We start from the raw sequence: 23,569 nt of genomic DNA, 5'->3' as shown, positions 1-23,569 counted from the left end.
ACCCAACGGAGATGGATGATGCTCCCGCCTGACGAGTATCTGAAGCTCATTGGCGCGCGAATTCGCGTGGTTTCGGGTTCAGCTCTGGTTTTCGCCGCCATGCTTTCGATTCTCTTATGCGCGGCGCCCACGCGGGCCGAGGGAATTGGAGGCCGCACACCCGCACCAAAGGCCTCCCGCTCTCCTGACACGTTCATCACCCGAAGCAAAGACCTTCCCGGTCCGGACGGGCGAGCAGACTCCCCGCTGCGGGACCCTTCCGACCTGCAGGGCGAGTTAGCCGACCTGAAAGCCCGATCCCTCGCCTATGCGCGAATCCAGTCCGCGCGCATGGATCAATCCATGCTTCACATCATAGACGGTCGTTTTACTCGAGATTTGTCTCCAGGCGATACAGTGACGTTCTCCGCTCGAGTCAAGGACGGGGGCCTCGCGGACGGGTATTTGCAGAATCATAAGGACCTTCGGGATGGGCTCCTGAACGAACTCGGTGTTCCTCCCGAGGAGTTCCAAGAACTGGAATCCATGGTTAAGGACTGTGCAAGTGGTCAGGAGATAAAGCAAAAGCGTCCCAAAGTCGAATTCCGGGGGTCGGAAGGCCGCGACCTGGTAGTGGATGTCCCTCCGCCGCCCGCACTCATGCGCGAGTCCGCCGGACGAACCGGAAGGGCGGTTATTTCGTCACCGGATAGTTGTCAAAAGAATCGGAAACGGTTTGAACAACTGCTGCATGAATTCGAAACACGTTTCCGCCGTTCTCCGGTGCTTCCCGCCGGCGCTCCGCTCTATTTTCTGGCATATCGGGTAGATCCGAAAGGCAAGCGCACGCTCGTATGGACGAGCGATCCCGTGGTTTTGGAACCGGGCGCCGCCGGAGTCATCGAGAGCAGCCCCTGGCGGATTCCCGGTGAAGGAGATTATCAAGTCACGTTTATGGGGATTTCGCCGTCCCTAGGTGTGCGCGCATCCATCCGATCCCCCTTGCCTGCTCATTTCGAGATGGCCGGATTTGTGTTGGACGTGGTGAAATACGAGGTTAACGCCGGCCCAGGGCTTGCCGGAGTCGCCAAAACGGTTTGGAAAGGCGACAATAGCCAGGGTCAACTTATGGTGGAATTCGAGAACGTCCGCGTGCCGGAGACCAGGTCAGCGAACCCTTCCGTGACGGCCGGCAAGGCAAGGCTGAAATCCGGTGAAGGGCATCCTCTCGACCTGTTCGGACGTAAGATCCTGCTGCGGTCTCTCTTCCTGGGTCCGCAGCACGCTGTCGCGGATTTGGAATACCGCTTTGAAACAGGCCCCGGGGAGGCCTATCCCCCGGTGGTTTTCAAGGATGTAGTTGTTTCCGAAGGCGGGGAATTCATCGCGGAAAAACGTCTCGAACATTCACGCCGTCCCATCCGGCTGGGAGACATCGATCTGGATCTTGCCGGCGCTCGGATCATCCTGGACGCTTCGCTCCGGTCAGGCAGTCCAAAAGTGTTCCGAGACGCCTCTTGGGTGGGCATTGCACTGGCGAACGGCGTTCTTCGTACTCGAATTCGCCCGTCCTCGCCTTCCAAACCGGACCGGGACCTTTTCCACGTGGAAAACCTGGATACCGCGTTTCTGTATGGCCGCTTCACCACACTTACCATAAACAGCCGGGGCCTGATCGATTCCGAGAAACTGAAAGTGGTGACCGCAGACGAGGCCGGCGCCGCCTTCGGAAAGGCGGTGGAAAGCACGGTTCGCCTCCTCTCTCCCATGGGCTTTTCTCTCCGTCTCGAAGGAGGGCTGTTTGGATTGATCGACGGCGCCGTATCGAGCCTGGACCTGGCAGGTTACCTGGTTTTGCCGAACGACTACCGGGCCCCACCCGTGTATTTTCGCCATTTGAGGCGGAATCAGGACCCTTCTTCCGGATTTGAGACGGAAGAGATCACTCGAGATCTGCCCGATATCCGCTTGGGAGGCTTTACTTATCGCCCGGGCAAGGCTCGCTTGAAAATCCCGGCAATTCTTGAGCTCGGCCTCCCTCGACGGACGCCTCCTCCCATCAAAGTCCCCGTTTGGCCTCAAGACCGAGAGGAGATTCAATCCTGGCAAACCAGTCTCGAAAATCGTCTGATGGACCTCCATCATGGGCTGATTCTGTCCGGCGGGTCCCTCGTCGTTCCTTGGGCGGAAGCCCCGCCTCCACCGGCATCGAGGCGAGAGTCCGATGCTTCGGGAGGATCCCGGGTCCCATCGACGATCGTCAAAGGACAAAAACCCGTCTGGCCGTGGGAAAAAGGGCGCGTAAGCCCGGAGCGCCCGGAAATCCCGGGAAAAGACGTACCGTCCCGGCATGTGGGTCCGGGGCGTTGGCTCGATGTATTTCCCGGTATCGTTTTGCCGCTGCAGGGAGGCGCGTTCGTTCTGGAGTCATCCGGAACAAGCGGGCAGTGGCTCGTGACTAAAGATCCCAGGTATCGAAAAATCGGGGAGTTCACGGCTGAGTTGGACGGCGTGCACATTCACTTTCGGCGGTCGGCCATGACCTCGAGCCTGGTGCAAGGCCGCCTCCTGATTCCTTATCCCGCTCGGGTCGAAATTCCTTTTGACGGAACCCTGACCCACCAGGCGGAGGTGATGGTTGCGGCGGACGGGCTTCGCCCACCGGACCTGGCGGAGGGCTGGAAGCTGGACTATTGGAAAATGCGACTGTTTCCGGCAAGTAAGTTCCGAAGGCCTGGAAAAGGCATCGATAAGCCTTCACTGAGACCTGGATCGGATCCAAAATCCCTTCCCCCACACCTTGTGCCGATCCGAAGACCCATGGTGTTCGCTCACGACCGGATTTTGCTCACCGATGCGGATATGGACCTCGATGTGAGCGACGAGTTCGGCGGCGTCGAGTTCACGCGCCGGGACGGCGGCCATCCCTTTACCGTTTCTTTGGAGATCCTTCCCAACGGCCGGATCGATCACGTGTCCGTGTCCCCTTCCGCCGCCGGAGGCATCCTCTTTTTGGGAATCCCCTTTGAACCGGGAAGCGATGAGATCGAAGTGAGGCGCTACGTGGGCAGCCACGTTCCACCCGAAAAGACCGAGCCTCCCACGCCCCTGTGGCTGGTAAAACTGGAAGGCGGAATCCTCTTCAACCTGTTCGGTTCTCGAAGAGTACGCATTTGCCACACGGCCATGGGGGCGCGCTTGCCCTTTGTGGAACCCACCGCCGTGGACGAGAATGGAAGGCCAACGCCCGTGTTTGCCGACTCGACGGGCGCGGTGCTTATTGATGCCAGGCTCAAATTTGTCAACACGTTCGGAGCGCCCGACACCGTCGTAGAAAATCGGTTTCCTCCCCGACCCTCCGACGCGGCGCGGCCATACGACTCTCACGAAGAAGCGCGTGAAGAGCACTCACCGTTCAAGGCCTTTGTCGGGGAAGGCCGGATACACATTTTGAACGCCCTGTCCATCAACGGAGTGGCTGAAGCGGGCCAGCGGAGAAACGCTCAGAGCCAATTACGCACCTACGAGAAGATCGGCGTGGGCGGCGGCGTGGATATTCTCCGGGGCGTGCTTGCAGGATTGCACGGAATGGAAACGGTGGCCCGTCTTGGAGGGGCCGTGGTGGAGATAACCACGGGAGCGGAGGGGCTGGGAGCGGAAGTGATTCACGTGGCGTCGGACGCGGTGGCCTTCACGAGTTCCGTAGTCACCACGGTTCTGGCGCTGGCCGGCGCCGCGGCGTCGGGAGGCGGCGCCGCTTCGCTGAGCGCGGAAGAGATCCGAAACGTGGTCGGCAACGGGCTGACTCTATCCGCCTCCACGGTGGATCTCCTAAAGGCCATTTATCTGCAGAGGCCGTTTTACGATCCTTCCAATGCGGAAGATCCCTCTCGGGATCCGCCCTACGTAGCCCTCGAGATCGCGGACATTCTGCTCGTAGCGGCGAATCTGGGGGTCGAGTTCGACGATATGGAGCCGGAGGAGGTCGCGCAAGTCCTTCTGCAGGCTATAGATGTGGCCATCCCCATCTTGGAGGCGATGAAGACGGGGAACGCGGTCACCGATCAGAAGGTGAAGCTGGCTCTTTCGATCACCCATGCGATCGTGAGAGCGGCCCGCGCTCTTGTCGAGCGGGGCGCCATCAGCGAGACGGAGGCGTGGCTTCTGGCAAGGGACGTGGTCACTGCGGCGAAGCTCTTTCAGGAACTACCGGAAATCAAGGGATCGCCCGAATTCGACGCCCTGCCTCTTGCGTTGGCCATCGCGGAAGTGTCCGTGGACGTGGGGAGTTCTCTCCGCACCGGGCAGGGCGATGTAAACCTGGCCAACCTGGTGGACCTCTTTGACCGGCTGCTGGGTATCGTTTGCGAAGATATCGCCATTCTGGAACCACTCTTCGAAGCGCCCGGTTTTCCCGGCAGGGATGTCTACTCCGTCCTGTCGATATCCCGGGCGCTTTTTTCGAGAATCAACGATCCGGAGTTCTTGACCGGAGCCCTCCCTCCCGAGGAAGTCATCCCTCGCGTCGCGTTGCCGTTGTTGGACTGGCTCATTGACGGCAACTCTCAAACCACCTGCGGCGGCCGCCTGGATTACGGTCCCTATGATGCGGAGGTCAAAGCCCTGTTGCGTGTGGCGCGCCAAGGTCTTCGAGGCGTTGTGTTGGGATCGAGCCTGGCGGGAGAAGAAACCCGGATTACGGAGGTCGAGGTCTTCGAGTGGGCTGCTTCCACGGTTCTCGAGTCGGCCGTGGCTTTGAATACGCTGCAGCCGGGCTCCGTCGACGAACAGGTTGTGGATTCCCTGGTCGAGTTCAGAGACGCTTTTGCGTCCGTCGACTCCTCCGGTCCACCTATCCGTCGAGTTCTCGAGCTGACGGATGCGCTTATGCCCAAGATCCGGGAGGCCGCCGCGCTAACCCCGGATCCGACCGCGCCTTTGATTGTGGACGCAGTGGGCGCCGTGGTTCGAGGACTCATCCCGGTCGCCGGGGAAGACCCGGGCGACATCCGGACTTGGCTCGAAGGAAGCCGACAGGTAGTGAACGAGATCCGAAGGCTTCCGTTACACCGAGACGTGATCGCAGGGCTGACCATGATGGCCCTGGCCTTGGATATGGCCCAGGCAGGAACGGGCGAAGTGATTTACCCCAAAAGACTGATCCATTCCGCGAAGGGAATTGTAGACATTCTGCGACAACTTCATGGAAGCGAACCGCTGGATACTCCGACTACCGTGGCGTATGCAGGTTCCTTCCGGGATGGGCCGGCGATTCTCCCCGCCGCCGTAGACGCGGGTCCGACTTTGGCCATGATCTCGGCGATGCTCGGGGCTCTGGAAGGCGCCGTCGGAGTAGATCGGATCAGCCTTGCCGCGTTGTCGAATATTATCACCTCCGCGGTGTTGGCCTTGTATCCCCAACAGAGCCTTTCTCCGCGGGGCAGGGCCGGTGAACTGCTGCCCGCCGCCGCATTCACGGGTTTTGATGAGGCGATGGAGCTGCTGGTGGCGTCCCTCCAGGTTCTCCCCGCCCTGAACGTGACCCGTCCTGCTTCGGAGGCGTTCACGCAAGTGCTTACGGATCTCCTAAAATCCGAAGCGGAAACAACTCAGGACCCCGAGGTACGACTCGCGATCCTGGCCGCGCGGGCCGCCCTGATCCAGCCGCCGACCCTGGTGCAAGGCTCCGCCATCGCTCAGAGAGGGGAATTGATCGACAGTGTTCGCAGTGTGGACAACGAAGGCGGCTCCATCATGCTGCACCGGTACCTCGACCCCTCTGAAAACAAACATACCTGGTTCCTGGAAACCAACTTCCCGGAGGGGCATTCCCGTTGCGCCGGGGGGCTGCGAGAGGTTTACTACTGGCGCGCAGGAACCTGGGACGTCCCCACGCAGTTTCGAGACGTTCTATATCCACCCACTCTGCCCGAAGACTTGCTCGATTTTTACGAACGCTTGAGGGCCCTCTCTGGAGTGACAAGCGCACCGGGGGTTATGATCTATCGGGATACTTCCGGTCGGGAGGTCGACTTCCAACGCCCCCGGAACGCGGACGGGGGTTTTATCCTATTGGAGGACAACCGGATCTTCCAAACCGCGCGCATAACCGAACCCATTGGATACGGTCCTTTCATTCCGATGCGCAAGGTGGAGATTTCCGATGTTCCGGCGCCCTGCAGGACGGCCGACGAGATCCAGGGATTGTTGTTGGAAGCCAAATGGCGCGATGAGTCCGCAAAACGGAACTACACGTATACGTACAACCCGGAGCAAAGCCGTCTTCGGGCGGATTTCACGGATTATGCGGGCGCCTATGAAATCCGGGCCGTGGGGAACGAGCGGTTCGCTTCCGTCGGCGGCATACCTACCGGCGGTCGCCTGCTCGTGTATCACGGCTCCCCTCCGGCGCCGGATCGATGGGTGTTGGACTATGAAAGCGGCAGAGGCTACATCCTGGTGCTGGATGGTTCCAATTACGACAGGATCGAGGTGGACCCGAATCTCGCAGTGTCCGCAGCCGATCAGATTCCAAAAGACGGCCGTTTGTTGGAACGTCGCATCTTTTTTGCGGATGGTCGTTCCTGGTTATACCACCCGAAAAAACATGCCCTATTGACCTTCCCCTGCGGAGAATGGGAACTCTATTCGATCCAAGACCTTCCCGATGGTTCCCAGACGCCGAATCCATCGCAAGAACTCCCGGTGGGCCTCGTTAAAGCATTGGGAAGTCCGGACGGTACGGTGTCCGACCGGGATGACAACTCGCTGCATCCTCGAACCATGACCGAGTTCGGCATCCGCGACGAGGGAGGACTGGTTACAGTAAGCCTTCCCGATGGAACTCTGGTCGTTTATTCCGGTTTCGGATCCACGATCATCCTGCCGGACACGGAAAGGGAAAGCGAGCATGCGGGTGACTGCGCCTCGTCTCGCAGGGAGGCCGGCTGGGTGCAGCGGATCGAGCCTCCCGATGAGAACTGCAGTCGGAAGGAGACCCTGCTGGACCCCGATTCCGCGGCCTTCAGTCAGATCAAGGAGTGCGGCGGCCAAAAGAAGAAAGCAACGGTTTCTCCGGACGGAAAAGGGCAAATCACCATCGGGTTCGATCCCGAAGACGGGCAACCCCCATGCGAGGCGGGCAAAATCCGCATGAACTTTGCCTACTCGAAGTCGGAACCTGCCGTCAGGATCGTGGATCCCAAGCCTGTGAGCGCGTCCGGGGAGGGCGATCCGCTGCTGCTGAGAAAAAAGAGGCTCTTCCTGGCCACTTATGAGACGGAGAGACAAAAACTCGCGTTGAACCCCACGGCCGATGGGATCATACATCTGCTCGATCTGGTGGACCGGGCCGGACAACTGGGCTGGACGTTTCCCGAGCTCGACATGAACGCCAGGGCGACGTCGGGCGTTCATTTGAACCGCCTTATGGAAGAGGAACTGCGGAAGATCGCCACGGTTATGGGACTGAAGCGTCTCGTTGAGGAAGAACGGCAAGAGGGCATGCTCGACTTCGAGGCTGTTCGACAGTGGATCCTGGACTTGTCTCCGGACAATCCCATACGGCAGTTGCTTATTTCCGTGGGCATCATCGAGGAGGAAGCTCCCAATCCCGAAATCATCCAAGAGTGGGTCATTGCGCTTCCGCCGGATAACCCGATTCGCCGACTGCTCGTATACATGGGAATCGCGGACCGCTACGGGATCGAACTGACGCAAAAGGCTCCCGCGATCCTGGCGTATTCGCTCCGGCATGAAAACGAGGATCCCCACCCCCTGACCGTCCTGCTGGAAAGTATCAACGCGGACCGCAGGGCTCGCCCGGGAGACGTATTCCGGCGGTTCATGGCGCGCGGCGCCTATACCTTTGCGAAGCAACTGATCAAGGGCGAATTCAACGCGTTCCCGGAAGGATGTTTCGAGGTGCTCGAACTCGTTCGGCCCGTGATCGACGAATTCAAATCCGTTATTTTGAACGGTATTGAAAACGCACCCGCCGGCGAGGTCCTCAATGAATATCGGGAATGTGTGGACGCCGTCGCCTTTCTGGCTTTTACAGGAACGGAAAACGACCCCATTCTATCGCAGTGCCAGAACGAGGTGGCCGACAGGGCGCCGGATCTCGCGGGAAGCCAGGGCGATCTTCTGAAAAGTCGTATCCGGGCGCGGGCTCCCCTTGGTGAGATTTATGAGGCGGCTAGAGGTTGTCTCAATCTGTCCGCTCTCCTTCAGCTTCACGGCATCGAAATCCAGGAGGATGACCAGGCGGCCCAAAACGCGATCGACGGGTGCGACCTGCGGAACGCGTCGGAGAAAGTGATCGACGAATATGCCCAGCAGGTAATCGGCCTTCTGAACACGCAACCGGACTGGAAAGATGTCCGGCAAGCCCTCCAAACAGTGATGGAAGAGGTGAACCTCTGCGAGGAAAGAGGGCAGGGAGAGGTTTGTAGCATCCCCACGGAGCAGTTGCTGCCCGCTTGTGAATATGTCGCGGAAGGGGCTAAATCGGAATATCGTAACGTACTTCCCGGAGGGGATTCGACCCGCATTGCGGAGGCCACTCAAGAGGCCCTTTCCGCCATGCGTCTGATGTCCGAATTGTGCAATTTCGTGGACGGCGATTTCAGGGAAGACGTCCGCCCTCACACGGAGGACGCGATCAACCATGCCAAACAACGCCTACTGGGCGCTCTGAATCGCCGGCCGCACTCCTGGCGGGAGGTGGAAACCGCGATCGAGGGAATCCGATCCGTGGGGCGCGGAGCGGCATCCATGGGGCTGTCCTCGTTTCCGTCGGGTATCGACGGGGAGATCCTGGGTCTGTTTCAGCAGACGGTTCCCGCGGAGCCCACCCCGGACTTTCGCCCGGATGCTTCCCTGCCTCCGCTCGATCCGGAGTCCGGTCGATTCGTCGAGGAACTGCCTCTTCAGTACCACCGGTTTCTCGTAAACACTTGGGTGTTGCAGGGTTTTGATTCCCGTTCGGAGGCGGCCTCCTTTACTTCGAGTTTGACGGATCAGATCAACGATTCAGGTCTCAGTTCCCATTTAGAGGCCCTCGAATCCTTCCTTCGTTTTGTTAATGCCGTGGTGGAGTTGCAGCCTCCGTACCCGGTGGACACGAGTTCGGATCCGTTTCAGATTCTGCGTGAACAGCTCAGGAGCAAGCATTCCAGGATGGTGGCCACGTTTGCGAGACAGGTACCGGACGCCGCGCCGGAATCCCCGGCCGGAGCAGGGCCGGCAAGGTTTGCCGTCTTAACGCTCGCCGCCGGTCCGGTCGTGACGGTGTCCGGTATCGCGGACACGGCCGGGGGGGCGGAGAGCGGAGACGTGGACGCGGATTTATCGAGGGTCGGTGTGGTGGCGAGCGTGTATCCGGACTCCTTGGATGGCGCTTTTGAACAAAGCTTCCTGCCCACTCTCGACACCATCCGAATTCAAGGAGGGGCGGATCGGTTTCAGGTGGCGGCGGACTTCCTTGCGCCCGTTCTGGAGAGGTCGGGTCACCCGCTACGAATTGCGCACCGCCTGGCGAGCCGAATCACGTCGCCGGATACGGCGGACGACTTCAATCTGCGAGTCAATGTGATCCTTGAACTGTCCGGCTATCTCGCCGACAAGCTCCTCGGGACGGGGGAGACGGAACCCGCCGTATCGATGGCCGGCGTTAGCGAAACAGGGAGCATGCGGAACCCCCAGGCCTTACTGGCGGGACTCATGAGTCTGGCTCTGCCGAGCCCCGGTTTTACTCCGGGACAGCAATTGGCGGCCCAGCTAAAGGAGCTTCTTGGCGGATTCACCTCCGGAAATCCCATGCTCAGGGCCGGTCTGAACCTCACGGGGGCCGCCGTGGACGGGGCTCTCGCGGCGTATGCCCCCGCCGCGCAGGCACAACAGCCCAACTGGCTGGATGTCCTTGAAAGCGCAGCCACCAGTCTCGAGCCTTTGCACAGCCCCGACGCACCTCTCGAGGACTTCTGGATAGGGTTGTCGGCCCGATTCATCGGCCTTGGAATCGACGTATACAAGCAAAACCGGACCGGGAACGACGCGGCGGTGGTCGGTCTCGATCTGGCCGTGTCCATGTTGGACTATCCGGACATCAAGGCCGCGTTGGACGCCATGCCCGAACCGGGCCGGTCCCTGATGCACGTTTGGAAGGAGATCATGTCGAACACCCTGGACAACGTGGCCCTGGGCGATCCTCTGGACATCGCTTTGGCCAGGGTTATGGGGCATGCCGTTTTCCGGGACGTCCCTCCTCCCTACGGCCCGCTCGGAGCCGACGTCGCAGACTGGGCGTTGGATTTTGCCCGAGATAATAACCCGGTTTTCGGTTCACTGCTCGAGGGAGACACAGCCGGGACTCAACGAGACTCAGGGGCGCTCCTCGACGCCTTCCTTTCGGCGCGCGGCATCCCCACCCTGACGTGTTTGCTTCAGGAGCATCTGAATGTGTTCGTTCCACCGGCTCCGGTACTCATCCCGATCGTGGGCGCCAAAGAATTGCTTGCCCACAGCGGTGAACTGGCCACAGGCAGCGACCTTTGGGCGGCAGCCATGCTGGATGTGGGCGCGGGTATGATAAACCTCTGGCTGTCCGGTGCTGAAACCTCCGCATGTCCCTCTCCCTCCGGTCTCTCCCGACAGGATGTACCCCTCGCCGCTTTGACTCGGGCTTTAAAGGAACTGGACACCAGCGATCCGCGCGCCGGATTTGAACTGCTGGGCCGGTTCGGGTTGGCCGCGGTGGACGCGGTGGCGCCCGGTTCACCACTCGCCAGAGCGTTGTACACGCTCTGGTATGGCCGGGAAACCAGCCCCGCTCCTTCTGAGCCTTACGTGGGATTGGGAAGCGCCCTCCGAGGCGATGTGACGGACTACTTCGAATTTGGACTGGAAGTTCCCGTAATTGCAGGTAATATCGTCGCTATTTTGTCCGAAGATCCGAACCTGAACAAAATGATGAGACTGCTGGGCGGGGCGTGCGAGCCGAACGACCTGCTGGGTCCGGATCGGTGCGGTTCCACCGTGCCGAATCTCTTGTTATCCGTTTTGGGGGACGCCCGAAAGGGGATCGTACCCGGCCTCTCGGACGCTCAACATGAAACTCATCCCCAGTGGGGGTATTTGAAAACTCTGCCTGTTTTGGGCCCGGGCGAAAGCCTTCTCCCTGACCTTTCCCGGGTTCAGGATCAGGAAGCCTGGAACCAGACCGTGGCAGCCGTCACCAACCTGGAGGCCCATGTTAACCGGGCCAGACGAGCCGGCGCCGGGGTAACGGACCTCGCGCGAATGGCCGTGCGAGTTATGGCTTCGTTACCGCAACTTTCCACCGGCGGCCCCACCGCTCAGCAGATCTTGGACCAGTCCCTCTTCGCACCGCAGACCGGGGGGGAGACGTTTTCAGGTGTGGGCGGGGGGCTGATGAGAGAGTGGGCCCCCGGATCTTCCGCCGACGATGCAGACCTCTATTTCGAGATGGTGGGGCAGTTCGCGGTTCCTGCCCTGGTTAAGACGGCGGCCCAATTAACGTACACCACGGAAGGGACGGACTGGTTGCTCATGCTGCGCGCAGCGGGCAACTACCCCGACCTGAACTCGATCGGCCGGAAAATCGGAGTCGATCTCCCCATGAACGAAATAGCCTCCAGTTTTATCGGAAACGCGGAAGCCCATCTCACCGGGTGGCTGGGGGTGGTGGACGACAGCCCGTATGTCCAGCTTTACAGCGCCGCGGCCCTGGAATGGGGAGCCATTCCCCTCGGTCGGCTGATTCTGTCGGGTTATATGAAGGATTTCAGGGGCGACAACCCCCTTGAAACCGCATCCAACATCGACGTGGGGATGTGCGGTCAAGTCGACCAGCAGTTCAGCCCGTTCATCCTGGCCGGTGTCGGCGCCACCTCAAGACTCGGGGGGTATTTTTTCAAAGAAGGATTGACGGGAGGTTTGGGAATGAAACTTGGCGTCGAAGGCCAACTCGCCGTTTCCTTTGCCCCGGTGGCCGGCATTACTCTGGGCTTGGAGGCGGGCGGAAGCGGCTCGGGCGGTGTCGATCCTGCAAGCGATACGATGGGATTCGAAGTGAGTCAGTGCGCGCGCCCATACGTGGGCGGCTACTTCTTCGGATTACGCCTGCAAGATCTGGACGTGCCGGTGGAGACTCAGTTGTTCGGCGAAGCGGATTGGGGGAAAGCGAACGCCGAGTTTGGATATAAGTTCAGATTTCAGATCGCGGAAGACTACTACCAGACCATGTTCGACAATCTCAACTGTTTCGATCCCATCCAGGCGCCGCTTTGCGCGGTGTTAAGCGGCGCCGAAGCCATCGGACTGGACACGCTGGGAGCCTGGATGGTTCTGACGAACAAAGGATTCTATTTCGGGTTGGGAAGTTTTCCCAATCGAGACGACACGGTCCCGGGCTTTGCTTTCTCCAGTTCCTCCGGAGAATTTGGGCCTATCGGATTGCACAGCGCGGGCGCATGGGGCGGGTGGAGCCGGAGCGTTTATGACCTCTGCAGCGGTAACATGTGCCAAGGGCGGGACGCAGCGCCCTCCGGAGCCCCCGTCCGACCAGAGCCGCCTTACTAAGAATAGAGGCCGCATGCCATGAAAAGGCCAAGCCACGCCTTCATACGCCATGCCGTTTGCTCGCTCTTCGTCCTTGTGATGCTGGCCGGTACCAAGAGCCACGCGGAGACCATGCCTTTGGACGTTCGCGTCAAGCCAACGACCGAGGGGACGGCCTGCATCGAATGGAGAACCCATAACCTGTCGAAGAAGCTTGTGGATCAACACATTCGCCGTGTGGCTCCGGTGAGGTTTGATGTGTATCGAAGCACTAAGAAACAAAAGTCCGAACGCGTAACGGATAGACCGGTCGCGCCTCAGCTCATCCGCGAAAAAGGCGCGCAGGAATTTTACGGCATATTCTGGGACCGAGGCGTCAAGCCCGGGGTCTCCTACACCTACCGTGTGGTGGCCGTCGATTCCAATGGAAAGGAACTCGGACAGTCACCACCGGTTGATTTTGCATGGCACGACGGCCGTCCTCCATCCCGGGTTATAGGGGTGTCCGCCCGTTCCTCCGATCAGGCCCTGGTCCTGAGCTGGAAGCCGCTGAACGATCCGGAACTCTCCGCGTATCGTGTCTACCGCAAGGCCTTGGCCTTGCCTCTGATGGACAGGGCCAAGCTTGGCCTGAAGAGCGATACCGGCGAAGCCATAGCTCAAGTGAGTCCTGCAACCACGAAGTACGAGGACAGGAGAGTCAAGAGCAACGTTCTCTATTACTACCGAATTGCCGGCGTGGACCCATACAGCGGGGAAGGGGACCCCTCGATGCCGGCCCTGGCTTCCCTGCTCGACGCAAAACCGCCCACCCCCCCCGAGGGGCTCCACGTGTCCGTTGAAGACAACGGTGCAGTGCGTCTGAGCTGGGACGTCAGCTCTTCCGTGGATGTGACTTTTTACCGTGTCTACCGTTCCGTCGGAAGCCAGGACAAACCCGTTCTTCTGAAAACCGTTGCCGCCGCCGGGGAAAAAACAATGATATCCTCCGACCGGTTGGATCCCAAGTCGCCGTATACCTACTATTACTCAGTGGACGCGGTGGACGGAGTGGGAAACTCCAGCGCGGCGACGAAGGCCCAGTCACTGAGGTTGCCTGACCGTACTCCGCCAACCCCCCCTGTTCTCACGGATCTTGCCGTGGAGGAAGGCCGGGTTCGATTGGCCTGGGTGGCCCCGCCCGATGAGGATGTCGCCGGATATTACGTATACCGGCGGGAAGCCGGCAAGGACTCGGATGCGGACCGTCTGAATTCTTCGCCGGTCAGCGGGCTCGGCTTTGACGATGTAACCGGCGTCGTGGGTGCGTCCTACATCTATTTTGTTACAGCCCTGGACGGAGACGGCAACGAAAGCGCCGGCTCCAGACAACTCACCCAGCGCTTTTTCGGTTCGATAACGGTCGCACCCCCGAAACAGCTTTCTCTGGAAATCGATGACTCCGGTTTTCCTAAGCTGATTTGGACCTCGGGAAGCGAGGCCGGGCAGGAAGGCTACCTCGTAGAGCGCAGCATTGGCGGGGACGGAGAATTCATTCGAATTTCGTCTTTGCTGAGGGAGCCCGGATTCACGGATCTTCATCCGCCCAAAGGGGACCTCATCCGCTATCGGGTGACTGCTTACGGTCGAGACGGCCGAGTATCCGAGCCGTCCACGCCTGTAGCATGGAGCCGGAAGGATCGAAAGTCTCCGGTCAACCGGGAAGACATTCCCAAGAACAAATAACGCTCAGGAGGACGCTTCCGATTTCTACATCGAGGGCCGCATATCCGCAAAGGGTCCACCGCAGGTTCATACGAGACCATCATCCATGGCAGACGCCCGTATCTCCCCATCTCATTCCCGGTGTTACATTTTCGCCAGAGTCCACCCCACCAGCAACACGAATATCCAGGCTACCGCCGTCAGCAGAAGGCCTTTTCTCCAAACTTCTCCAAAATAGCGCTTGTATGATTGGACAACCCACTTCCAATTGAATGAAACATGGACGAACAGCATCAGGAGAAACACCAGGGCCAGGTAGAGGTGAAGATCCGCCCAATCATGTCGGTGCAGCCACAGGAAATAGCCGTCCCCGCTTCGGGGTCCTCCCCGAGGGATGACGAACGCCAGCAAGAGACCAATCATGCCGACGGAACAGAGATCGATGAACAGGAGGAGGTTGATCGTGAACTTCAGAATGTTCTTCTCCATGGTAAATGTCCTATTATTCCGAGATGACGGCAGTCCGTCCCAGGAGGCCGCCATGGAATGCCGATCGACAACGGAGCCGGCCGGCTGCCTCGCTGCGGCGGTCAGGAATGGACGATCCCGAGCGGACTTGTTTCTTCAACCCTATGCAACCCTGGGAACGCCGAGCCCTAGCTCGGCAGCAACGGACCCGCCGGCGCGGACCTTCCGAGCGGACTTGTTTCTTCAACCACGCCTGCGTTACTATAATGTTTCGCTCACGGTCGAAGGAGGCCATGGCCCGCGCAACCATCGGACGCTCCGGTGACCCACCGGCAAGCGGATCCCATAGGGCCGTCTGCAGGCCGGCCTGTACGCATCGCAAGAGCGTTCCCCCGACCCTCGCCGGGAACAAGAAACGAACATCCAATCGTGAAGAGAACCAACCATGATCCGAATGCGCGTGTTCGGCCGATGTGCAATTTACAACGATCCCATTTCTCCGGTCATCAAAAACCCTACGATCATAGGTTGGAACGCTCTGTATCGGGATATCGATCTGACGATCGAGCGCAGATGGAATGGAGCTGAACTGCTCCGGCGCATGAAAGGGTGGTTTACGGCTAACCCGGAGCGAATGATCGATGTGATCGAATCGCACGCGTTGCTTCAAGTTTCCACCGACGGGGATCTGATCGTCGAATTGGAGGACGAAGTGCATCTCCATCGGCTCAAGTCTCATTTGGAGGCGGTTTTCGGAGATCAGGTGCTGTTGAGACCTTAGTTCCGCCAGGATCTCCGCACCAAATCCGGGCATCGGAAGCGGTCGATCCGGCGGAAGGCTTCCTCTTGTGGCGGGTCCGCGGCCGAACGGGCGCGCTGCAGCTTGTCCCTGGCAAGCAGGCTGCGCCTCGATCGGGGAAAAAGCCGACATCTCGTCCACCGAGGAATCCAACCGTCCTCGCACCCGAGTTATTTTTGCCGGCTAGGCCTTGCGTTTAACGTCCTTGAGCACGTCCTTGACCGTATACAACAGGATAAAATTCTCATCCAGTTCCTTCGTCAGCGCCTTAAGCTTATCTTCGGGCAAATCCGTTATACGTATAAAAACGTGTCTGCAGTCCTCTTCGCATGAATCGTAAGAAGTCAGTATGCTGACCATCTGACCCCCGTGCCTGCGTATGACGTCGGCCACCTCTTTAATCGTTCCCGGCCGATCCGGCAGGTTGAATGCAAACTGCACCCCGCCCCGATAAATACCGGTAATACTGATCAGCACACGGAACACATCCCCCTGGGTGATCATACCCACCAACGCCCCTTTGCTATTCACCACAGGGAGTGCGTGAACCTCGTTTTCAAGCATAATCACGGCCGCTTTTTCCACCGTCTCGTCGGGATCCACCGTGATGGGGTTCTTCCTCATTATATCTTTGACTTTCAGTTCCGAAAGCAGGTAATACAGCTCATGCACATCCAGGGTTGTGGCTTTCGATGGTGACGCTTCCTTGACATCCCGGTCCGTAACAATACCGACTAATGCACCATTTTTCATTACCGGCAGCGAGTGAATATTGTACTCCTTCATGATCTGACCGGCCTTCATCATGGACGTGTTCTCGTCGATCGTTACAACATCGGTGGTCATCCAACCTTTTACGAGCATATCGAGTCCTCCCCGTATTCAGTATTACCCGAGCCTTTGTATATGATAAAAGAAGACAAGCTTTAATCCGGCGATCTTAGCTCTTTCGGCCGCACACGCCACCGGCTGATTATGAGCTTTGCTTTTCCTTAATGAAATCCCGTCTTCCTTATTCTAAAAGTGATTAGCTATCAATGCCTACACCAAAATCTGAAAAGTCAAAAAAAGCATTATACATAAAACAATAAGCAAGATAAAGGGAAGCAAAATAGCCAGGACGGACTTCCCTATTCCGATGGAATGAACTCGAGATACCCCTATCACCATTAATACCAAACCCCAGACAAAGGCCACAAAGCTGCCTAGGAAAGGTATGATTAGAAAGACAGAGGCCGCGCTCGAGTATGACATCACTTTGAACGTACCTAGGAAGGGCGCATTGGCGCCTCTAAGGATCAGCAAACAAATATGCAGAATGGCGGACTGAATAAACAGGCCCGCCAAGAGCGCCAGCATCAGCACGGGCACCATTACGGCCGTTCCAACGACCACCCCGGCGGAAATAGTGTCGGGGGACAGCTGCAGAGCGGCCAACACTCGGATGATTAAGTCGGAATTAAATAGGATCCCCCAGAGAAATTGAAAGAAAAATCCGACGAAGCTCAGCAGCAGGGCGAAGGAAATCGGATAGCCGTAAGTGCCTTCCGGATTCATTTGTGAAAAGAAACTGCCTGGAGTCAAGAGGGCCTGTCGCGCGGTATCGAACAGTGAACTCAGCAGATTGGTCTGGGCCGAATCCTCCCACGGTGTGGAGCCGGACGTTTCCGTTTCGGATTCTTCATCCAGGTCCGCGTGCTCGGACGGGGCCACCTCCAACTCGTCCCAGGGAAGGACGTCCTGTCTGGTGGGAATCGCTTCTACTCGTTCAGAAACAGGCTCTTCTCGTCCTTCGGGACTCGAAGCGGACTCCTTCCGGATTAAGGTGTCTCTTTCGCCGGATGCGGCGGAAAGGGTCGAGGAAGAAATAGAACCGGAAACCGAAGCCTCCACATCCGCTCTCGAAGAGGACTCAGGCAATGGCGCTTTCGCATCCGCCATCGAGAAGGGAAACCGTTTCCCGCAGTTCGGACACTTGGCGCTGCGGGCCGTCTCGGGAACACGATCTTTCGGTATTTCTTTCGAATAGCCACAATGTGGGCACTCGATACGCATTTTATTCTCCACTGTAGCCCTATCCTGATCCGGCGAAAAAGATCCGCCCTGGTACGGCGGCATCAACCGATGCGATGTACCCACCCAAACGGGTCTTCCAGCTCGCCATACTGTATACCCGTCAAGGTGTCGTAGAGTTTTTTCGAAAGCTCACCCGTTGTGCCGCCGGCCACACTGTATTCTTTCTCAAGATAACAGAAGGAACCTACGGGAGAAATGACGGCGGCTGTTCCGGTTCCAAACACCTCTTTGAGCTTTCCGGAGTTCAATGCATTGACGACTTCATCCATGCTGATCGGCCTTTCAGACACCTTCAAGCCCCAGCTTCGCGTCAATTGGAGTACCGAGTCTCTGGTGATTCCCGGTAGAATGGTCCCCCCGAGAGGGGGCGTAGCCAACTCGTCTTCAAACAGGAAGAAGATATTGCTGGTGCCGACCTCTTCCACGTATTTCTTTTCAATGGCGTCCAGCCATAAAACCTGAGTAAAGCCTTTCTTCATGGCCGCTTCGGCCGCGAAAAGACTCGCAGCGTAATTTCCACCCGTCTTGGTCTCTCCAACACCACCGCGCACCGCTCGCACGTGATCCGTGCTGACATACATCTTGGTAGGTTTAAATCCTTCCGGATAGTACGCGCCCACCGGACCGATGATAGTATAGAACAGGTACTTTTTGGCGGGCTTCACCCCCAGGAAGGCGTCCGTGGCGATCATTGTCGGTCTGATATACAACGAACACCCAGCTTTGTGCGGGATCCACTCCTTGTCCAAGAGGATAAGCTCCTTATGCGCCTCCATCAAGAAATCAACCGGCACTTGCGGCATGCAAAGGCGAACCGTGGAACGATTCATCCTATCGAGGTTCTTTTCGGTTCGAAACAGGTAAATACCGCCGTTCTTGCCGCGATAGGCCTTGGCTCCCTCGAATACCTGCTGTCCATAATGCAGCACCACGGCGGCCGGATCCAACTCGATGGACCCGTAGGGCACGATCCGGGGGTCATACCAACCCTTGTCGACGTGGTAGTCCATCATGAACATGTGGTCCGTAAAATACTTCCCAAAACCCAGCTTATCGTCGCTTTCAGGACGCGGCATATGCCCTTCAGGAGCTTTCGTTAACTTAATCTCCATCTCTCTTTGTCCCTCCCCTCAATCATTAGCAGGCGTACAATCCTTGAGCATGTACATGTGTCTTCTGCACTCCAAAGAACTTTTTAATGTAACCGCATCGGAAAACTTCAAATCTCCCCCAACGGGAATTCCAAAACCGATGCGGCTGACGGTGACATCAAGCCCGCGAATCCGATCCAGTAAGTACGACGCCGTTGCATCACCTTCCGGGGTAGGATTGGTGGCCAAAATCACCTCGTTTATGACGTTGTTGTTCAAGCGTTCAAGCAGTTCCTTGATCTTCAATTTATCCGGACCCACATCATCCAAAGGCGAGAGTGATCCATGCAGCACGTGATATCGACCGCGAAAACAGCCGGACTTTTCTATCGCCATCAAGTCCCCCGGAGTCTCCACCACGCAGATTATGGATTCATCCCGGCCCGGGTTCCGGCAGATGGCGCACGGTTGGGATTCCGTAAGATTGCAGCACACGGAGCACAGTTTAATCCGTTCTCGAAGCTCTCCAATGTCGCGCGCCAGATTCTTTAAATGCTCCTCCGGCATATCCAGCATATGCATGGCCATTCGCATAGCCGACTTTTCCCCGATACCAGGTAGGCGGCTGAGGCTTTTCACCAGGTTCAGAATATGAGGCGGATATGGATTCATTCGCTACATCAATCCCGGGATGCTCATGCCCCCGGTAATCTTGCTCATCTCCGAGCTGACCATCTCCTGCGATTTCTTGAGAGCTTCGTTCACAGCAGCCCTTATGAGATCTTGAAGCATCTCCACATCCTCGGGGTCCACAACCTCGGGTTCGATGAGAATCGACACGATTTCCTGTTTCCCGTTGGCCGTCACTCGGACCATACCCCCGCCAACCGTCGCCTCGACCGTCTTTCCCGCCAGTTCCTCCTGCATTTTCACCATCTGCTGTTGCATTTTCTGAGCCTGTTTCATCAAGTTCCCAAAGCCCTTAGCCATGGAGCTACTCCTTATTCTTTAGGGGAGCGGGCGGTATGAACTCGACCATCTCCCCTTTGAAAACGGCCTTGATTTCCTTTATCATAGGATGCGCTAACGCTTTTTTTTGCATTTGCCCAAGCCCTTCGTCAAGCCTTTCTTGCGTGACAGGTCGAGCTTCCCGAGACGGGCCCGTTTCCTCGATACGAACGTTCATCGTCGTTCCCGCAACCTCCGAGGCCACCCTTGACAATTCATCCCTCGAATCCCGAACCATCGAAGCATTGAAACTCGAAGTCGAAGGAAGCTGAATCACCAGCACACCATTTCCGTCACGAAAGACATGCGCATGCTTGAGAATGACTCCAAGGGCCGGCTTTTGAAGCGCCAGGCTGTCTATAAAACACCCTTGATCAAATGAGCCTGAGATCGATTTAATGCCGGTTTCCTCAGGACCGGAGGTTGCACAGAGCTCGATCGAATGCTCTTCAGGTTCCTGTCCGGCCTGCTCATCCTCCGAGACATCATTGGTCCCGTCTTCCCCGGCTCCACTTTCGGCTCCGGTCCCGAATATAGCCGGGGATTCCCTGACGGCGGAGTCCGAGTCGCGCCCGGTTTTTTTCGAGCACTCGAAGACTTGGGAATCCGGGCCTGTGTCCTTTTCCGACGCCACAGGGGGAAGGGTTTCCAGGCCATAAAACTCCCCTAAATGGGCCAGCCGCAGCAATCCCATTTCCAACACCAGCCGGGGGAAGGAAGCGAAACGAAGCTCGGCGTCCATGCTCAACAACTGGTGTTGAGCCGCCTGAAGCCACGCCGCGGACACCCGATCGAGCACTCGCTGAAGAATGACCTCGTCCTCGCCCTCCAGCACGTCTGAAAACCTGGCTCCGGTCTTCCTCAGGAGCAAATTTCGTGCCTCCAGAACAAGAAGATAATAAAACTGCTTCAGGTCGTATCCGGCCGCATAGACTTCTTCCAGTGTATTTAAAACGTCCGCTATGCGTTTTCTGACGAGGTTCTCCAACAGCGCCAGGACGAAGGATCGATCCACGAGCCCGAGTACGTTTCGAACCATGGCCGCCGTCACCTTCCGATCGCCATAGGAGATCACCTGGTCCAGAAGACTCAGCGAATCCCGCACACTGCCGTCCGCCTGGCGCGCCAGAACCGCAAGTCCCCCGGGCTCCATCTCGATACCCTCTTTGTCCACGATCTTTCGGAGATGATCCTCGATGTCGGAGGCCGGAATCCTCCTGAAGAGAAACGTTTGACACCTGGATAGGATGGTTGGGGGAACCCGGTGCGCTTCCGTGGTGGCGAACATGAACAACACGTGCCGCGGTGGTTCCTCGAGGGTCTTCAACAGGGAGTTGAAGGCTTCCTTGGTCAGCATGTGAACTTCATCGATGATATAGATCTTGTAACGGCTTCCTGAGGGCAGATAACGTGCGTTTTCCCTGAGTTCCCGAATCTCCTCGATTCCCCGATTGGAGGCGCCGTCGATCTCCTGCACGTCTATGGACGTGCCGTCCCGAATCTCCACGCAGTGCGTGCAGACTCCGCAGGGGCGGTCAGTAGGGCCTTCCTCGCAGTTCAGCGCTTTCGCCAATATCCTCGCCAGGGATGTTTTTCCGACCCCTCTCGGCCCGCTGAACAGGTAAGCGTGGGCCACCCGGCGCTGGGCTATCGCGTTCTTCAGAGTCTGGGTAACGTGCTTTTGTCCCACCACGTCTTCAAACGTTTGCGGGCGCCATGCACGGGCCAAAACAAGATATGACATAAACCAACCTGTCAGTCTGAAATCGGGCAGTACGGTCGTGCAACCGGAAATGAAAGTTCTGAAACGTTCAAGGGACTTGGTTCAGAGGTGCAATGCGGCTTGGATCTCTCTCTCGAGGAGAATGGCGGAGAGAGAGGGATTCGAACCCTCGGTACACCTTTTGGGCGTACACACGATTTCCAATCGTGCTCCTTCAGCCAACTCGGACATCTCTCCTGTTTTTCCAGCTACTACACGCTGCCGCGTTTGGTGTCAAGGCATTAACACGCGCATAACCGACACTTCATTGGCATTCATCAGAAAGGAATATCGTCTTCTTCCCCACCGCCGGCCGCAAAAGGCTCGTCCGGCGGAGGAGGCTCTTCCATGCGACTGTCGCCCGCGCCTTTAGAATCGAGCATTTTCATCTCCCGGGCAACCACTTCCGTCGTATACCGCTTGTTTCCGTCCCGGTCTTCCCATTCACGGGTCTGGAGTTTTCCCTCGACGAACACCTGCGATCCTTTTTTCAAATACTGGCCGCAAATCTCGGCCAGCTTCCCCCAAGTCACGACGCGGTGCCATTCCGTTCGCTTCTGTCGTTCGCCGTTCCGATCCGTCCACGCCTCGTCCGTGGCGAGGCTGAAGGTGGTCACCTGGCTTCCCTGGTTGGTGTAGCGAACTTCCGGATCTCTTCCCAGTCGGCCGATAAGAATCGCCTTGTTGACACTCATGCCTTGATCTCCTTCCGTTCCCGGTCCCGTGGTTCGCTTCTACTTCCACTCGGAAACAGCCGTCATTATGCTGGGTCTCGACTCTTTTCCTATCGAACGTTGATTATCATGTTCTCTATCTCCCGGCAAGGAATTTCAAGAATTCGGAATCTCCGGGAGGTTGATCCAAAGGGTGCGAGCCGGTCGTCGCCGGAGGCTCAAGCGATTTTGGCGCGCATGGAAGAAACCTTCCGGCAAAGGCTGAACGACGATTCGGATGTGAAAGGCGCTTTTGATGGAATACGACATCCTCTCGGACGTGTGACGATTCATACATCCGACGGAGCGTTCGCCCGAGACGATGCAACCCGGTTGCGCCGGACGTTGGGAAAGTTCGACCGGGTTTTTCGAGTGTTTGGTAGCAAGGTGCATTGATATGAGAATAGAGAATACAATTGTGCATGGGATAAAGGAGGACCAGTTGTATACTTTGTATGGGTATATGCAAACGATATGATCTTCCATCCATGGTCAAGGACGATTATGAGGGTATTTCTGCACGGTTTTCGCTTGGGCAGGCCGGACTCACAGGCGGTGGAGGCGGCCCGCTCTGACAAGATGCCCGATGTACAATTCAAACGGGCTGTTTGTGTAAAAAACACAAGGTGGACGGCTTCGTTCATTTCCTATGGAACCAACGATCATAGGGCGTTGTCAACACTGGTTCGAATCACTCTGGGATCAGTGTGGGCATAGTCGTGACAATTTAATGATGAATGGATAATTAATTGTTGACAATGGATGAACACCATTCTATACTAAAATCATTGCGGAAAGGGTACGAGTTCGGCTGACAGGAAACACCAGGTAACTGGAAAGACGGACTGTAGAGAACAGGACGTGCTGTTGGCACCGCCACGAAAGTCGTATCACAAAGTCTGGGCCGGTCCCTTAAAAGACCGAATCGACGAGGAGATGCGGATCCTCCTTCCGCCCTCTTTCCATCCTCAAAAGAATCCGACAGTATGGCGAAGAGCGATTATACACGACGAGAATTCCTTGCGGTAAGCGCCGCGGTTGTAGCAACAGGGCTAGTCGGCGCTTCCTGCGGTGGCGGAGGAGGAGATTCCCAGCCCACCTCCCCCGAGACGCAGCCTGAAACCGTCTTTCGGTTGTCCCTCAGGGGCAGGCGAGCGTCCAAGGCCTCGCTGAAGCACAACGCCAATAAGCTGTTCGCCACGGCGCAGGCCGCGGACCAGAATCGGTCGCACCCCGGAGACCGGTCCCGTGTCGTCAGCTTCAAAGTCAATAAGGAAACCTTCAATCGTCTCTTCGACGACGGCAAAAGATCGGTGGTGGATCTTCGCTCGATCTGAGGCCGCTTGACCCGACGCCTTCCTGACTTTCAACGCGCCTTTCCTTTGTG

At 57.6% G+C, this 23,569-nt stretch carries 12 protein-coding genes and 1 tRNA gene; 4 read left to right on the top strand and 9 right to left on the bottom strand.

Annotated features, from left to right (window positions below; all coding sequences use genetic code 11):
• Positions 1-15: 15 nt before the first annotated feature.
• Together HY788_02590 and HY788_02585 are read left to right on the top strand one after the other, a co-directional pair.
• On the top strand, positions 16-12,582 hold the full coding sequence (locus tag HY788_02590; protein MBI4773063.1) for a hypothetical protein: 12,567 nt from the start codon (positions 16-18) through the stop codon (positions 12,580-12,582).
• 18 nt (positions 12,583-12,600) lie between these two features.
• Positions 12,601-14,286 carry a hypothetical protein gene (locus HY788_02585; GenBank protein MBI4773062.1) on the top strand — a complete coding sequence of 562 codons (1,686 nt, stop codon included), beginning with the start codon at positions 12,601-12,603 and terminating at the stop codon, positions 14,284-14,286.
• Between the two features lie 123 nt (positions 14,287-14,409).
• On the opposite strand, the gene HY788_02580 is transcribed toward HY788_02585, so the two are convergent.
• Positions 14,410-14,754, bottom strand: a complete 345-nt coding sequence (locus HY788_02580; GenBank protein MBI4773061.1) for a DUF4405 domain-containing protein — start codon at positions 14,752-14,754, stop codon at positions 14,410-14,412.
• Between the two features lie 424 nt (positions 14,755-15,178).
• On the opposite strand from HY788_02580, the gene HY788_02575 reads away from it, so the two are divergent.
• The gene (locus tag HY788_02575; protein MBI4773060.1) at positions 15,179-15,514 is read left to right on the top strand and encodes a hypothetical protein; all 336 of its coding nucleotides are present in this window, start codon (positions 15,179-15,181) and stop codon (positions 15,512-15,514) included.
• A 201-nt stretch (positions 15,515-15,715) separates the two neighbouring features.
• Here HY788_02575 and HY788_02570 read toward each other — a convergent pair whose 3' ends face one another.
• The 8 genes from HY788_02570 to HY788_02535 form a co-directional block, all read right to left on the bottom strand.
• Positions 15,716-16,396, bottom strand: coding sequence for a CBS domain-containing protein (locus tag HY788_02570; GenBank protein ID MBI4773059.1), 681 nt, complete (start codon positions 16,394-16,396; stop codon positions 15,716-15,718).
• Between the two features lie 177 nt (positions 16,397-16,573).
• Entirely contained in the window at positions 16,574-17,587 is a 1,014-nt protein-coding gene (locus HY788_02565) for a zinc-ribbon domain-containing protein (GenBank protein ID MBI4773058.1), read from the bottom strand.
• 62 nt (positions 17,588-17,649) lie between these two features.
• A complete protein-coding gene (locus tag HY788_02560) occupies positions 17,650-18,720 on the bottom strand; it encodes a branched-chain amino acid aminotransferase (protein ID MBI4773057.1) in 1,071 nt (356 codons plus the stop codon).
• 18 nt (positions 18,721-18,738) lie between these two features.
• Positions 18,739-19,371, bottom strand: a complete 633-nt coding sequence (recR, locus tag HY788_02555; protein MBI4773056.1) for a recombination protein RecR — start codon at positions 19,369-19,371, stop codon at positions 18,739-18,741.
• A gap of 3 nt (positions 19,372-19,374) precedes the next feature.
• On the bottom strand, positions 19,375-19,689 hold the full coding sequence (locus HY788_02550) for a YbaB/EbfC family nucleoid-associated protein (protein ID MBI4773055.1): 315 nt from the start codon (positions 19,687-19,689) through the stop codon (positions 19,375-19,377).
• 4 nt (positions 19,690-19,693) lie between these two features.
• Positions 19,694-21,451, bottom strand: coding sequence for a DNA polymerase III subunit gamma/tau (gene dnaX, locus HY788_02545; GenBank protein MBI4773054.1), 1,758 nt, complete (start codon positions 21,449-21,451; stop codon positions 19,694-19,696).
• A gap of 122 nt (positions 21,452-21,573) precedes the next feature.
• Positions 21,574-21,667: transfer RNA gene (locus HY788_02540), tRNA-Ser, on the bottom strand.
• An 80-nt stretch (positions 21,668-21,747) separates the two neighbouring features.
• On the bottom strand, positions 21,748-22,164 hold the full coding sequence (locus HY788_02535) for a single-stranded DNA-binding protein (GenBank protein ID MBI4773053.1): 417 nt from the start codon (positions 22,162-22,164) through the stop codon (positions 21,748-21,750).
• A 1,004-nt stretch (positions 22,165-23,168) separates the two neighbouring features.
• On the opposite strand from HY788_02535, the gene HY788_02530 reads away from it, so the two are divergent.
• Positions 23,169-23,519, top strand: coding sequence for a hypothetical protein (locus HY788_02530; GenBank protein MBI4773052.1), 351 nt, complete (start codon positions 23,169-23,171; stop codon positions 23,517-23,519).
• Positions 23,520-23,569: the final 50 nt, after the last annotated feature.

This window comes from Deltaproteobacteria bacterium (assembly GCA_016208165.1).
Taxonomy (GTDB): Bacteria; Desulfobacterota; Desulfarculia; order JACQYL01; family JACQYL01; genus JACQYL01.
This window is presented reverse-complemented; position numbering and strand designations above follow the sequence as displayed.